This window comes from Pelagibacterium lentulum (genome assembly GCF_003992625.1).
Lineage (GTDB): Bacteria > Pseudomonadota > Alphaproteobacteria > Rhizobiales > Devosiaceae > Pelagibacterium > Pelagibacterium lentulum.
In genome coordinates, this window is record NZ_RZMW01000002.1 from 20472 (window position 1) to 33732 (window position 13261).

At 56.1% G+C, this 13261-nt stretch carries 13 protein-coding genes and 1 pseudogene; 6 read left to right on the forward strand and 8 right to left on the reverse strand.

Annotated elements, in window-relative coordinates; translation table 11 throughout:
• The first annotated feature begins 8 nt into the window (after positions 1-8).
• The 4 genes from EO133_RS00180 to EO133_RS00195 all read left to right on the forward strand — a co-directional run bounded on the left by EO133_RS00180 (position 9) and on the right by EO133_RS00195 (position 4415).
• Positions 9-2315 carry a PAS domain S-box protein gene (locus EO133_RS00180; protein ID WP_345842028.1) on the forward strand — a complete coding sequence of 769 codons (2307 nt, stop codon included), beginning with the start codon at positions 9-11 and terminating at the stop codon, positions 2313-2315.
• Between the two features lie 135 nt (positions 2316-2450).
• Entirely contained in the window at positions 2451-2636 is a 186-nt protein-coding gene (locus EO133_RS00185) for a hypothetical protein (RefSeq protein WP_127070581.1), read from the forward strand.
• 358 nt (positions 2637-2994) lie between these two features.
• Positions 2995-3405, forward strand: coding sequence for a VOC family protein (locus EO133_RS00190; RefSeq protein ID WP_127070582.1), 411 nt, complete (start codon positions 2995-2997; stop codon positions 3403-3405).
• Between the two features lie 353 nt (positions 3406-3758).
• On the forward strand, positions 3759-4415 hold the full coding sequence (locus EO133_RS00195; RefSeq protein ID WP_127070583.1) for a hypothetical protein: 657 nt from the start codon (positions 3759-3761) through the stop codon (positions 4413-4415).
• On the opposite strand, the gene EO133_RS00200 is transcribed toward EO133_RS00195, so the two are convergent.
• The 7 genes from EO133_RS00200 to EO133_RS00230 all read right to left on the reverse strand — a co-directional run bounded on the left by EO133_RS00200 (position 4409) and on the right by EO133_RS00230 (position 10943).
• Positions 4409-4723, reverse strand: coding sequence for a cysteine hydrolase family protein (locus EO133_RS00200; protein ID WP_127070584.1), 315 nt, complete (start codon positions 4721-4723; stop codon positions 4409-4411). The two genes, EO133_RS00195 and EO133_RS00200, sit on opposite strands and share 7 nt — an antisense overlap.
• Before the next feature lie 512 nt (positions 4724-5235).
• Positions 5236-5541 carry a hypothetical protein gene (locus EO133_RS00205; RefSeq protein WP_127070585.1) on the reverse strand — a complete coding sequence of 102 codons (306 nt, stop codon included), beginning with the start codon at positions 5539-5541 and terminating at the stop codon, positions 5236-5238.
• 95 nt (positions 5542-5636) lie between these two features.
• Positions 5637-6863, reverse strand: coding sequence for a cytochrome c (locus tag EO133_RS00210; protein ID WP_127070586.1), 1227 nt, complete (start codon positions 6861-6863; stop codon positions 5637-5639).
• Positions 6860-8617, reverse strand: a complete 1758-nt coding sequence (locus tag EO133_RS00215; RefSeq protein ID WP_308788794.1) for a GMC family oxidoreductase — start codon at positions 8615-8617, stop codon at positions 6860-6862. The genes EO133_RS00210 and EO133_RS00215 overlap by 4 nt, the downstream gene beginning before the upstream one ends.
• Positions 8618-8635: 18 nt before the next feature.
• On the reverse strand, positions 8636-9397 hold the full coding sequence (locus EO133_RS00220; protein ID WP_127070587.1) for a gluconate 2-dehydrogenase subunit 3 family protein: 762 nt from the start codon (positions 9395-9397) through the stop codon (positions 8636-8638).
• 111 nt (positions 9398-9508) lie between these two features.
• Positions 9509-10540: a DNA topoisomerase IB gene (locus EO133_RS00225; RefSeq protein ID WP_127070588.1), complete on the reverse strand. Its 1032-nt coding sequence runs from the start codon at positions 10538-10540 to the stop codon at positions 9509-9511.
• A gap of 43 nt (positions 10541-10583) precedes the next feature.
• Complete coding sequence (locus EO133_RS00230; protein WP_127070589.1) at positions 10584-10943, reverse strand: hypothetical protein; 360 nt, start codon at positions 10941-10943, stop codon at positions 10584-10586.
• Between the two features lie 251 nt (positions 10944-11194).
• Here EO133_RS00230 and EO133_RS00235 point away from each other — a divergent pair.
• Positions 11195-11491, forward strand: a pseudogene (locus tag EO133_RS00235) (plasmid stabilization protein); the annotation flags it as partial.
• 28 nt (positions 11492-11519) lie between these two features.
• Here EO133_RS00235 and EO133_RS00240 read toward each other — a convergent pair.
• Complete coding sequence (locus tag EO133_RS00240) at positions 11520-12014, reverse strand: MgtC/SapB family protein (RefSeq protein ID WP_127070590.1); 495 nt, start codon at positions 12012-12014, stop codon at positions 11520-11522.
• 836 nt (positions 12015-12850) lie between these two features.
• Between EO133_RS00240 and EO133_RS00245 the strand changes: the two genes are divergently transcribed.
• A complete protein-coding gene (locus EO133_RS00245; RefSeq protein ID WP_127070591.1) occupies positions 12851-13243 on the forward strand; it encodes a GFA family protein in 393 nt (130 codons plus the stop codon).
• The last annotated feature ends 18 nt before the right edge of the window (positions 13244-13261 follow it).

Below are 13261 nucleotides of genomic sequence, written 5' to 3' on the forward strand. Positions count from 1 at the left end.
CACACGCGATGATCACGAAGTCAGATGATCCAGGCTCACTTGCGGGTCCATCCGAGGAGGGACGCGACTGGCGAATTGTTTTGCTCAGTCTGAGCGACCGCATCGGGGACCTCGAAGACCAGAACGAGATTTTCCGTGTGGCGTGTTTGACCTTGGGAAGCCATTTGGGCCTGGAGCGTGTCGGTTTTGCGCGCATAATAAATGATCGCAAACATTGCCGAGTTTTGGAAGAATGGCGTGGTAACCCGGATTTGCCCGTTCTCCAAGGAGAATACGACTTGGCCGCCTTTGGCGATGAGGTCTTGGATGCCCTGGTTTCGGGCAGAGATATTGTTTGGAGTGATGTTGCCGCCGAAATCGCTGCATATGAGCGGCAGTTGACCGACACCTATCGTTCGATACGCGTGCGGGCGATGCTTAACATTCCGATCTCACGGCATGGTGTCAGCGAAGCCTTCCTTTACGTGCACCAGCACCACAGGCGTGAATGGCGTTTCGAGCAGGTCTTGCTGGCACGGGAGATAGCTGAGCGAACCTGGGCCAATATCGAGCGTCTACGTTACCAGCAAGAACTTAGCGGGGTTAACGAACGGCTCCGTCTGGTCCTTGAGGCCAGCAATATGGGCACTTGGGACTGGGATTTGATCACTGATACAATCGAATGGTCCGAAAACCTTCAGAAAATGCTCGGCTACGAACCAGGTACGATCAATCCAACTTTCGACCTCTGGAAGGAAACGCTCCATCCCGACGACCGTGACTATGCATTGGGCCAACTTGAGCAAGCAAGACGTGACGAACTTTACGATGTTGCATTTCGGATCAATCGTCGCGATGGGGCCATACGTTGGTTTTCAACAAAAGGCCGGTTCTTCCGGGACAAATTGGAGAACCCGGTGCGAATGGTGGGCGTCGTTGAAGACGTCACCGAAGTTAAAAAGACCGAACTCGATCTGCGCGAAAGCGAGGAACGTTTCCGCCTGATTGTCGAAAATGCTAAGGACTATGCCATTTTCACAACGGACGGGGACGGGAAAATCGACAGTTGGCCGCCAGGAGCACAGGCGACATTCGGCTGGGCTCCCAACGAGGTCCTGGGACGCGAGGCCGATTTCCTTTTCATTCCGGAGGACCGAAACAATGACGTGCCGGAGATTGAGTTTTCATCTGCGCTTGAAAACGGCTTTGCGCCAGATGTGAGATGGCACCAGCACAAGGATGGCTCGCGTGTATTCATCGACGGTAGCGTCTGGCCGCTTCATCAGGCGAACGGATCATTCAAGGGATTTCTCAAGATCGGGCAGGACGTCACCCAGCGCCGTGAAGCCGAAATCGCCTTGCGAAATAGCGAGGAACGCTTCCGCAAGCTAACCGCTACTGTACCTCATCTGGTGTTTCGTTCAACAACTCAAGGGGAACGGATTTGGGCAAGCCCACAATGGGCAGAATATACCGGCATGAGCGACAAAGACAGTGTTGGTTTGGGCTGGCTAGAAGCAGTTCACCCTGATGACCGGCAACTTGCCCTCAAGAAATGGGATGAAGCAGCAAGCGGTGACGCCTATTACGGGGAACATCGCATCCGGCGCCATAGCGACGGGATGTATCGCTGGCACCAGACCAGAGCAGTTTTGTTACCCAGCGATAGCGGAAAGCCTGACGAATGGGTGGGTTCGGCGGTCGATATTCACGATATTCGCCAGCTGCAAGAGCGCCAAGGCGTGCTTGTGGCCGAACTTCAGCATCGTACTCGGAATCTGTTGGGAATTATCCGTGGCATTGTCGCACAGACTGCCGCAGGCGATGCGATGGGGCCGTTCCGCGAGGCATTCAACCTGCGATTGGCGGCCCTCTCGCGCGTGCAGGGTTTTCTCGTCCGTGACAAGGCCATGGCAGTGTCCCTGCGGGAGTTGATTACCAGCGAACTCGACGCTTTGGGAGCGGATTGGGAACAGGTGACCCTCCAGGGACCTCAAATCCCGCTTTCGGACATAAATCTGCAGACGCTGGCGTTGGCCCTGCATGAGCTGAGCGTCAACGCTTTCAAGCATGGTGCGTTATCGGGAGCTGGCGGTCGCCTCGCCATCACTTGGCGCCTTGCCCCTACCGAGGGCGGGGAAATGCTCGTCATCGAATGGCGAGAAGACTTCCCTTTACCCCGTGTGAATACTGAAACGGTCAGCACTGGTTTTGGACGCCAATTGATTACCGAAGCCCTGCCCTATCAGCTTGGTGCCCAAACCCAATTTTCTTTGAAGTCTAAGGGACTTCTTTGCGTAATCGAAATCCCCTTCCAGGGTACCCACGCACGATAGAATTGCAAGGAGGTAATTTTCGCCCAGGAGGAAACCGGCAACATCAATATAGGCGGGCACAATGCCCTTTATCCCAGGTTAATGCGCGTCGCCTGATAAACTATACACTCCGATTTTCAATTTCGGGAGTGCGTAATGGTTGAGAGAAGCACGGTCGCGCAAACGATACGCGACGAAGTCAGTAAACATAAGCATTCAGTAATACGCATAAACGCCACCAGCCAGATGATCGCGGCCGCGCACAAATGCCAAAACGACATGTTGATCCGCCGCGCCATCATAGAACGCCTAAAGCTCAACAAGCAGGTGGCTCAGCTCTGACGTTAACCTGTCGCTGGATGGATGCGGCGATAGTGCGTGTCGGCGTATCACTTCCAATCTATGGATCTGATCACGTGTCTTGATCAAATAATCCGACATCTGGCGATGCAATGCGCAATCAGGTTCCAGCCTGCCAGCTTGGGCATTGAGCTTTGAGAGCGACGATGCTTCTTACGCTTAATGGTACTCGGTCCTCCAACCGAGCGGCCCTGAATTCGCGAAGAAACAGACCACCCAGTAGCTGCCTCTTGGTTAGCTATTGTTCCGAGCACCGGCGGTCGGCAGCGCGGGTTCAATGTGGAACAATATCACCACCAATGCCTTTTCTCTCTAAGTCCAGACAATGCGGAAGAATATCATGATACCGGGAATTGTTGTTCCGACCATTCTGGTTAAGGATGTGGACCGCAGCATCCACTTTTATGGTGCTGTGGCAGGCTACGAGGTCTTGGCCCGGGATAATATCAGGACGCTGTTGGGGCTGTCGAATGTTTCTACTGAGCCGAAGCTGTGCTTGATCGATGAGATGAGCCAGATGGTTCCGCGAGCAGCACGTGGTATGGTGGGTGGCGTGTTTCTCTCAATAATCGTCCAAGATGTGGCCAACTGCCACGCCGCGGCGTTGACACTCGGTGCCGAAGTGATTGAGGCTCCACATGGTCGCCACGGCGCCGTGCGCGCAATACTGCGTGATCCCGACGGTGTGGTCATAGATGTTGCCACTGCTGAAGGCTATGCCTTGGAGTTGCCCCGCAAGCGCCATGCCTAGCCCATGCGTTGCAGGCTATATTGCGGTCAGCCATTGCCAGTCGTTCCAAAGTTGGGGGCCTTATTGGTCGCCTCGTCATCTGTTCCTAACGGAGCGGCGACGCGGTCATGGGATCAAGTCACGATTGATGCCAACGTCCCATGGATTGAACCATGCTCGCCTGAACTTATCCTAGGCTAATGTCTGCAATTGCCATATCGATAGGATGGCGCGATTACCGCCAGTTTTTTTGTGTGTCGGCGATGAGCAATTAGCGCTGAAAATTCTAAGTCTGCACGAAACCGACGCACGTCCAAATGACCAATGTGCCAACGTACGATCCACTACTCGCCTTTGGTAGCGCAGGGGCACTTATGGCTGTTCACTTGCTTGCCGCGAAATGGGCGCCACCTGCCCATTTCGGCCGGGCTGCTGAAAGCTGCGCGGGCGGGGTTGCCGTCGCTTATGTCTTTGCGCACCTACTACCTATGTTGGCCCATCTGGGCCGCAGCGAGGATTACTACAGCTTAGAAATACTGTTTGGTGGAGCCCTGGCAGGCACTTGCCTCTATCTAGCGGTGGACCGGTTGGAAGATGGTGCTAAGGCGAGTAGAGCTTGGCTGTCATTCGCCGCCCGGATTACAGCGTTTGCAGCCTACAATCTGGTGTTGGGGATATTCTTGACGACAAACCCTCCCGCGACGCTAGTAGCTCATTTTGTGGTGCTCGTGGCGTTAAGCATGCATTTCGTTGTTGTGGACCGTCACCTTCGGTCCTGTCACACCCATGCATATGACCGGCTGGGCCGCTGGGTCGTCGCTCCCTCGATCTTGGTCGGCGCCATAATAGGCAGTTTGCAAGTTTTCCCTTTTTGGCTCCACGAGTTTTTTTTCGCACTTTTGGCGGGCGGCATGATCCTGAACGTACTCAGACAGGAGATCCCTCAGACCGGGAATGGGCAACTGCTCCCTTTCACAGCGGGGGCAGCATTGTTCGGCGCGTTGTTTGTCTTTTCGTCTATGAGCTACTGAAGCAGTCTCTGGACCGCCTCGTGATCGACCACGGCAATCTGGGTGCCATAGCGTTGGGTCAGAATCGTGATGGCAGCGTCATGTGTGGCGTCGACGCTGCCGCATACCGCGTGGCGCGGCACCACCACGAAGTAGCCCCTGTCGATGGCGCCAAGGACGGTTGAGAGAACACATACGTCCGTCTCACAACCCGTCACAACAAGACCGCGTGTGTTCCATTTGTGCAGATGCCCTTCAAGATCGGCACAGGACCATGGATTGAAGATCGAGCGATCGACGAAATTCCGGCCTGTGGCATTGGAAACCAGCGACTCGGGTACTTTCTAATTCTTCAGGAAATAAGATCCAAGTCATGATCGCTGTCCGTCAGGGTAAAAGCGATACGCTGCCGGCGCAGATCAAGCCGACTAGTGCGAGAATGGCCACGGGCGGCCAAATCACTGCGCCGAGGACACTGGAAGTGGCGCGCTGGTTGTCGTCATCCCTCGACGTGTCGTCGCTTCGGACACGATATGCGCTCAAACTTATTACATTGTGCGTATCCGTTCTCATCCTGATACCTGTGTCACGCGGTTGCTGAAATTCGGCTTGCTTAAGATAACAACGCGCCGTGCCCGGTTTTGTTGTGGGATGCCGGGTTTGAGTTGGCTGGATGGCGAGCGGATTAACATGGGATAAGAACAATTGCTGAAATGCCGCCAGGATCATTCCCTGCGGAACAGCACACTTGCCAGTGAACTCGGTCCTGGCAGAAGAGGCATGTGCCCCGTTTGCAGCGCCGGCCAGGATGCCACGATCAACACTGCTCGATCGGCAGGCCTCAGCTCGCTTCATTTTTCCTGTGCCTGACGTCCTTCTGCATATGTCCGGCTGGCTTGCGATCTCTTGGTCTAGCGGGCGATTCAGGGGTCGGAACCCCTTCTAAAGGATCCTGTTGCTTTTGATGCTCAAAGGCTTGCTCCTGGAGCTCGTCAGCCTCTTGTGGATCGCGAGCGATCAGGTCGGCCGCCTCGGGCACCGGAACATCGAACTCATCGACGATAAAATTCGCGTCGCGCTCTTTGCTGGATCGGTTCTCTGATTGTAGCTTGCGCGGATCGTCATGTGATGGCTGGTTCTTTGCCATGAAAGTCTCCGTCAACTGATCATGAGAAGGGCAATCGTTGGCCACCCAGTCCGTTCCATTCGGCGGCACCTGGCGTAACTCTCAGAGGCATTGCCCTAACGGTATTCTTCAAGCTGTTCGCGCAGATCAGCTACATCGCTCTCGCTGACGGCCGAAGCAGAGTTGCCCCAAGAGGACCGCATATATGTCACAAGGTCTGCAATCTGCATGTCCGTTAATTTCCAGTCAAAGGCTGGCATGCCGAGCGGGCCAGGATGCGCCTCGGTGGGAACTGCCAGCGCTCCTTCGAGAATGATGCGCAGTACCGTAGTTGGATCTTCGGCATTTAGCTTGTTTGAACCGGCAAGTGGCGTAAAAATACCAGGAACGCCGGAGCCATCACTGTCATGGCACGCTGCACAATTGTCGAAGTAGATTGCGGCTCCCGCAGCCATGACAGCTTCATCGGGCATATCGACCGGCTCACGCGGTTCATCCTCGAGCGACTTGAGATACAGAGCGATCGCTTCCAAATCGGAGGTTTCCATGTTTTGGGTCGACAGCACAACGACCTCGCCCATCCGCTGCATGGCAACCGCATGCTCTGTGCGGCCTGTTGCGAGATATTCTACGATCTGTTCCTCTGACCAATGAGAAATGCCGCCGTTCTCGCCGCCCCTTATGTTGGGTGCCAGCCAACCTTCCAGAACTCCACCACGAAGGTATTCCTCCTCGACATCTGCACCGGCAAAGTTTTTGCCCGTGTGACAGGCCCCACAATGGGCCGGTCCATCAACGAGATATCGACCGCGGTTCCATTCGGCGGAGTGTTCCGAACTGGGCACAAATGGCCGCTGCTCGAAATAAAGCAGGTTCCACCCGATTACGGCCTCCCGAACGTTGAACGGGAAAGGCAGTTCATTATCCGGCGTTTCGGCATGTACCGGCTCGAGGGAGCGCAGGTAATCATAAATCGAGTCCACATCCTCGCGCGGCATCAGAGTAAAGTTGGGATAAGGCATGGCCGGATACAGATTGTGACCGTCGCGCGAAATGCCTTCGTCGAGCGCTCTATAAAAATCATCCCGGGTCCAGAGCCCTAAACCTGTTTCATCATCGAAAGTAATGTTTGGCGAATGGATAACCCCGAATGGAGTATGCAACGGTCGGCCACCAGCGTAACGCTCGCCACCATTCTCAAAATCGGTGTGACATCCCACGCAATTGGACGCGGTGGCCAGATACCGACCACGTTCCACCTGGCTGAAGGAAAGCTCTTGAGCAACCGCTTGGGGTGCAAGAAGCAAAAGGGCGCCAACAATGATCAATAGCTTAAGGGTCATGCTTGCACCAAAGGGCCAGGCGACCGCAAGTATTGGGATGTGATAGCCTCGGCCGACCAGTAGGTAAGGGCTGCGACTGTATCGGTGGGATTGTAGCCAGCGTTCTGGGGGAAAACGCCTGCGCCCATGACGAACAGGTTATGCAGATCCCAGCTCTGGAGATACCGATTGACCACACTGTCTGCTGGCGTCTGGCCCATAATGGTGCCTCCCGTGTTGTGTGTGGTCTGGTAGGGCATTGAGTCGTATGATCCACGGCGCTCGTTGATCTTGATTTCGCGCCCTCCCATGTTCCGCGCGATTTCTGCCGCTATAGGGGTAATATGATCGGTCAGAAGGCGATCGTTTGCGGTGAAATCATATGTCATCCGCATGAGCGGACGACCCCAATGATCGGTATATGTTGGATCAAGATCGAGATAGTTGTGGCGATAGGCCATCGACGCGCCATGCACCGACAGTGAGGTCTGCTTGAGAAAATTATGCCGCACGGCACGCTTCCACTCGCTACCCCATTCCGGTGTTCCCTCCGGCACCGGATGGCTCTCGATCGGCCGGGCATTGGTCGTCCAGCAGCCTATATATGCTCCTCCGATGAAACCAAGGCCAGAGTGATCGAAATTGTCGCCATTGTAATCGTCCACGATCATGCCGAGCGAGCCGGCCCCTACAAAATTGTTGGTGAACTCTTCCTCATAGAAGACCTCCACCGAACTCATGACCTGGTAGGTATAATTCTTGCCGACCAGCCCTTGGCCGGTTTGCGGATTGTATGGTTCCCCGATTTCAGACAGCAACATCAAGCGGGTGTTCTGCAATTGATAGCCACAAAGCACGACCACGTCCGCGGGCTGCTCGAACAGATTTCCTGACGCATCGACATAGGTCACGCCTGTCGCCCTGGTGCCATCGGGATGCTTGTTGACGTGAAGCACTTCACTGTTGGTCCGCAGAGTGAAGTTGGGGTTGCGCATTACAACGGGGATAATTGTTGTCTGCGGAGCGGCTTTGGAATAATTCCCGCATCCAAACTTTTCGCAAAAGCCGCAATAGGTGCAGGGCGCCAGCGACATGCCAAGCGGATTAACATATGCTTGGCTCATATTGGCCGATGGCGCAGGGAATGGGTTGAGTCCCAGGCCGCGCGCCGCGAAATCAAAACGGTCCTGCGAAAACGTCATCTCCATCGGCGGGTTCGGATATTCGTCACTCCGCCAACCTTCGAAGGGATTTCCGCCCTCCTGGATTGTTCCGCGGATATTGCCTGCTTTGCCGCTGATCCCGCATAGCTTTTCAAATGTGTCGAAGTGAGGCTCCAACTCGTCATAGGTGACGCCGTAGTCCTGGACAGTCATATCCGGCGGCAGAGGGCCGTAGCGTTCTTCATTGTGTGTCTTTGCGACAAAGTCCGATGGCAGAAAGCGAAACGTTTGCCCGTTCCAGTGCACTCCCGCGCCCCCGACCCCGACACCTGGCAGGAAAGATCCCCACCGCCGCATCGGCAAAGCCGTCTGGCTCATATTGTTGCGGAAGGTCAGTGTTTCGCGCGACGTCTCCTGAAACATTTCGTGACGCCAGTAGTAGCGCAATTCATCGGGGGCCAGAGTGGGGGGGAAATCCGTAGGGGTATCGCGCCACCCTCCACGTTCCAAGGCCACGACATTGAGCCCTGCCTTGGTCAACTCATGCGCCATAATTGATCCGGTCCAGCCAAAGCCAATAATTACAGCGTCTGCTTGCGGCAAGGTTTCCACGCAAAAACTCCCTTTGGATTATCGATCGACGTTCCAGCCAGGCCGCCCCGCAAGACTCACTGGCGGCATGGTGATAGGCGCACCGTCGTGGTGGATGAAATCGCGATAGTCGTAGCGCGCGCCTGGAAAACCAACGTAGTGCCACGCCACCATGTCGCGGTTGCCCCCATAGATCGGGTCAGCGAAGAAGCCCTCGATCGTGATTTCTTTGAGCAGGTCAAAGAACGTAGCAATTTGCGCACCTTCGATGGTGACGTCCTCAGCCTCGATCCTTTCGAGGATTTGATCCTGCATAGCTTCGTCAAGATCGGCAAACCGGGCGTCGTGATTGGTCGCGCACCACTGGTCTATGGCATCGATGCATACACGGAACAGCTCGGCTGGGGTGTGTTGAGACTGATAACCCTGGGTAGCCAGTCCTTCGGGCCATGGCCCCTTCATGTACCAGCGCTGCCCACGCCCGTAAAAACCGGCGAGCTGCCGGTCAATAAATGTCAGGACATCCGCCTCGCGAGCACCGGGGCCATCGTCATCACTTGGGATCAGCCGTGCAGTCGCCGCGTAGACAAACGCGCGCTCGGCCATATTCAGGTACGAACCGGTTTCTGTGCCGAAGTATGGTGTGTCGGCAACCCCGGGCGCCCATGGCCATGTTTCTCCGCCGCGAAACTCGCGCGCCAGCGCGAGCTTGGGAAAAGCAATCAACGCCGTACCGCTCAGAAACATACTTTTCAGCATCGACCTGCGTGACAAGGCGACCAGTCCGGCGATTCGGTTCATGGTGTGAGGCCCTCCACAATCAACCTTGCTTGCTAACCCAGCAAGTGCTCGAGGGTTCCCTGACAAAGGCGAAAAAGCGGCAATGGTGCAGACGAACTAGGACGGGCCGGTTTATTCAGACTGGTTTTCGAGCCATCTCAATGCCGCGGTTTCTTCGACATCAAGACCGCTCCTGGAACGAGTTCTGCCAAGCTGAGCAACGTCGGCTGCGAGCTCACCACTGCCCCAACGCTCGATCAATTTGGGATGGATATAGCAGGCGCGGCAAACCGCCCTTGTATTACCGAGCTCGCGCGCCACCTTGTCGATAACGGCATTGAGTTGTCGCTTCTGGTCGGACATGTTTGGCGGCACGGGAGTTTGCCCCAGCAGGGCAAAGGCACGAACCGTGCCTCCCCAAGTCCGGAAGTCCTTAGAGGAAAATTCCTCGCCTACCGCCTGTTTGATATAGGCATTAACGTCTTGCGAGCTTACTTGGTTCAATCCATCGTCCTGATCCCGATATTGGAACAACCTTTGCCCCGGCAAGGTCTGGATGGCGCGCACCGTATGGGCGATACGGCGATCACTAAGCCGGAGATCCCATTTTTGCCCTGACTTGCCCTTGAACGTAAATTTCAATTTGTGGCCGGTGATCTCTACGTGGCGATTGCGGAGAGTGGTAAGCCCGAAGCTGTTGTTCTCTCGGACATAGGCTTCATTGCCGACCCGGATAAGCGTATTGTCGAGGAGCCAGACGACGGTAGCGACGACTTTTCGTGCGTTAAGTCCACGCGACTGAAGATCGCTCATTACAGCGTCGCGAAGCGCTGGCAGGCAACCGCCAAAATTCCGAAGCTGGTTGAATTTGTTGGCCCTACGCATCTCAAGCCAGGCGGCATGGTAGCGGTACTGCTTGCGACCGGCACCATCGCGCCCCGTCGCCTGAATATGCCCGGTTGCATCGGCACAGATCCATACATCGATCCATGCCGGGGGGATGGCTAACCGCTCAATTCTTGAAATAACCCGCGTTTGAGAAATGTGCTTGCCATCTGCCCGATGATAACTGAAGCCTTTGCCTCGGCGGCGGCGACCAAAGCCCGGTTCATCATCGCTTGCATAGCGCAAGCCACACGCATCGAATGGCTCCATTGCATTCATTTCAGCGCGCTCCTGATTCCTCTGGCCCCAACCGCCACGAGCGTTAATGAACCAGCCCGGCCTGTTTGCAGTCTTCGAGCGATATCTCGCCGAGCACAAACGCTTCGTTGTCTTCTGTTTCAGTATCCTGATCCTGGTCATCGGGATCGGACGGTTCCGCTGCGGCGCCGCTCTCTCCGGCACTGGCTTCGTCGTCCTTACCATTGACCTCCATTTCGCGCTCGACGAATGGGTCATCAACGACCTGGGTCTCAGCGGTCTGGGCGTAAAGCGCCCGGCAATGTTGAAGTACATCGTCAAGCCGGTCGTCCGGCACCTCTTGTTCACCGAGGTAAAGAGGCGCTGTCAGCGCGATTGCAGGCGCGAGCGCAAACACAGATGCAATGATGGTTCTCAGCAACATTCCCGGCTCCAAAGCGTTACGCGAACACAACGGACAACCCGCTCAATCGTTGCGGTCGCGCCTTGGGAGAAAATCTATGAGCACTTCGCCTGACACAAATACAGAAAGCAAAGCGTCTGAACCGATGACTGTGCCTCGAACGGCTGCTGAACTGCGTGATGACGCGGCAGTCAACGATCACACCCGTGCAGGGGGGAGACGACTTGTCGATGCTCCCGAGGCCGATGCTCGATGCACTGGAGGATACGAAGATGCCGCAAGGGGATAAATCGAAATACACGGACAAACAGAAGCGCAAGGCCGAGCACATCGCCGAAAGCTATGAGGAGCGCGGCGTTGCAAAAGATGAAGCCGAGCGCCGTGCTTGGGCCACGGTCAACAAGGATGACGGTGGCGGAAACAAATCGGGCTCAGGACGCGGGACAAGGACCGGCAATCCAGCCGCACATCGCGGCGGCGAGAAAGGCGGCAAGGCTTCGGCTGCGCGGCCGGCCAGTGAAAGGTCAAAGTCCGCAAAGAAGGCCGCAGAAACCCGAAAAAAGAATGCAACCGGCAGTTGGGGCACGCCTCCCGTTTTCAGGATTGGGGAGGCTCTTGATCGGACCGGCTATTTTTCTTTTGCCTATGCTTGATGCTGCCGGGCAACAGGCGCTCGGCAAGGCGGACGACCGTTATAAGCGTAAAGCCAATGGAGATCGTGGCCAGAAAAAGAAGATATTGTCCCGCGCCAACGATTATGCCTAACGAGGCCGCGAGCCAGATATTGGCCGCTGATGTCAGGTTATGGACGTGCCCGCGGGTAAAGACGATCGCACCCGCGGCAATGAACCCTATGGCTTGCGCCAAGCCTTGTATAACGCGCAACGGGTCGATCGCATCCCCGTTCGATGTCGCCCGAAAGCTCTCATGCAACATCAGCGCCGAGATGGTGATTGCCGCTGAACTCAGTGCAACCAGTCCGTGGGTGCGAATACCGGCAGACATACCTCTCAGTTCGCGATCGAAACCCAACAAGATCCCGCCACAAGCTGCCAACCCCAATCGTCCGACCATTTCCAGATCTTCAATCATCTGCGTTGCCGATCCTCATTCAATTATCACATTCCAACGCGCGACTTTGAGTGTCGTTTCAGTCCTGCCTGTCGGCCGCAACGTGTTCAGGGACTGTGACAACCGGCCGAGCCGTTGCGTAGATCGCGCTCACCGCCGATTAACCCAAGTTAATGTGGCAAGCGGCCGCTGGCCGAGCCGAGGGTGGGATGGGTGCCAAAGCACGGGCCCCGATTTACGATCGAACCTGTCGCAGGCATGCATTGCAGAACCGCGAGAAAGTTCTGGTGGTCAATGTATGGCCGCAAGAACCGGAAGGTGGATCAGAAGGGCATTATGAACGGCACTAGAACAATGCTGACGCATGGCGCAACGAAGGCAAGCGGTGTGCCGATATTTACGCTTGCGGAAGCAACACATCGGCACATCCAACGCCCCGTCTTTGGTCGAAGCCGCGCAACGGAGTCCGTTACTGGCTTGAGGTGATAACAACTGATCGCGCCGTGACCAGAATTTATGCCAGCCGTCCAGGAAGTACCGATCTAACAGTGCTGCCGCCGGATGCCTGAACGCGTCTGGTTGTGCATCTGCACTCTTTCACCAACGCCGCCCACATCCCCAACTGTCATTCCGGTACGCGTTACCGGAATCCAGAAAGCAGGAAACGACGGCATGGACGTGTGACGCACGCCCCTCAGTTGGACCCGCCGTCGGAGCGGTGTCCAAAAGGCAACAGGCGCAAGACGCGCCTCATCGCCTCACGCTTCCCGCTATCTTCCCCGGCCCTTCACCCTCGATTGCCTTGCACCATCCGCCGCGATAGCCTTCCACTCCACAACCAGCAAGAGAGGCGCATCATGGACCGATACACCGGCGGCTGCCTGTGCGGCAGCGTCAGCATTGTGGCGACGGGCACACCCAATCGGGTGGGATTGTGCCATTGCATGGAATGCCGCAAGCATCACGGGGCGCTGTTCTTCGCTGCGGCGATGTTCCCCCAAAACGCCGTGACGATCACGGGCGAAACCCGCGATTACAAGGGCCGCAATTTTTGCCCGGAATGCGGCTCATCGGTCTTTGCCCGCACCGACGACGAAATCGAAGTGCATCTGGGCGCCCTCGATGCCCCGAACCAGTTGATGCCGACCTACGAGAACTGGACGATCCGCCGCGAGGCCTGGCTTCCACCCTTTCCGCTCAAAAAGCACTATCCACGCGACCGCGACAGCGCCGGGCTTTTCGAGGAATAAACGAAAACTTATCCCCGC

Coding starts and splice junctions, on each gene's coding strand:
- EO133_RS00185 (WP_127070581.1), top strand. CDS start 2,451: ATGGTTGAGAGAAGCACGGTCGCGCAAACGATACGCGACGAAGTCAGT.
- EO133_RS00210 (WP_127070586.1), bottom strand. CDS start 6,863: ATGACCCTTAAGCTATTGATCATTGTTGGCGCCCTTTTGCTTCTTGCA.
- EO133_RS00205 (WP_127070585.1), bottom strand. CDS start 5,541: ATGGCAAAGAACCAGCCATCACATGACGATCCGCGCAAGCTACAATCA.
- EO133_RS00220 (WP_127070587.1), bottom strand. CDS start 9,397: ATGAACCGAATCGCCGGACTGGTCGCCTTGTCACGCAGGTCGATGCTG.
- EO133_RS00230 (WP_127070589.1), bottom strand. CDS start 10,943: ATGTTGCTGAGAACCATCATTGCATCTGTGTTTGCGCTCGCGCCTGCA.
- EO133_RS00240 (WP_127070590.1), bottom strand. CDS start 12,014: ATGATTGAAGATCTGGAAATGGTCGGACGATTGGGGTTGGCAGCTTGT.
- EO133_RS00180 (WP_345842028.1), top strand. CDS start 9: ATGATCACGAAGTCAGATGATCCAGGCTCACTTGCGGGTCCATCCGAG.
- EO133_RS00225 (WP_127070588.1), bottom strand. CDS start 10,540: ATGAATGCAATGGAGCCATTCGATGCGTGTGGCTTGCGCTATGCAAGC.
- EO133_RS00195 (WP_127070583.1), top strand. CDS start 3,759: ATGGCTGTTCACTTGCTTGCCGCGAAATGGGCGCCACCTGCCCATTTC.
- EO133_RS00190 (WP_127070582.1), top strand. CDS start 2,995: ATGATACCGGGAATTGTTGTTCCGACCATTCTGGTTAAGGATGTGGAC.
- EO133_RS00245 (WP_127070591.1), top strand. CDS start 12,851: ATGGACCGATACACCGGCGGCTGCCTGTGCGGCAGCGTCAGCATTGTG.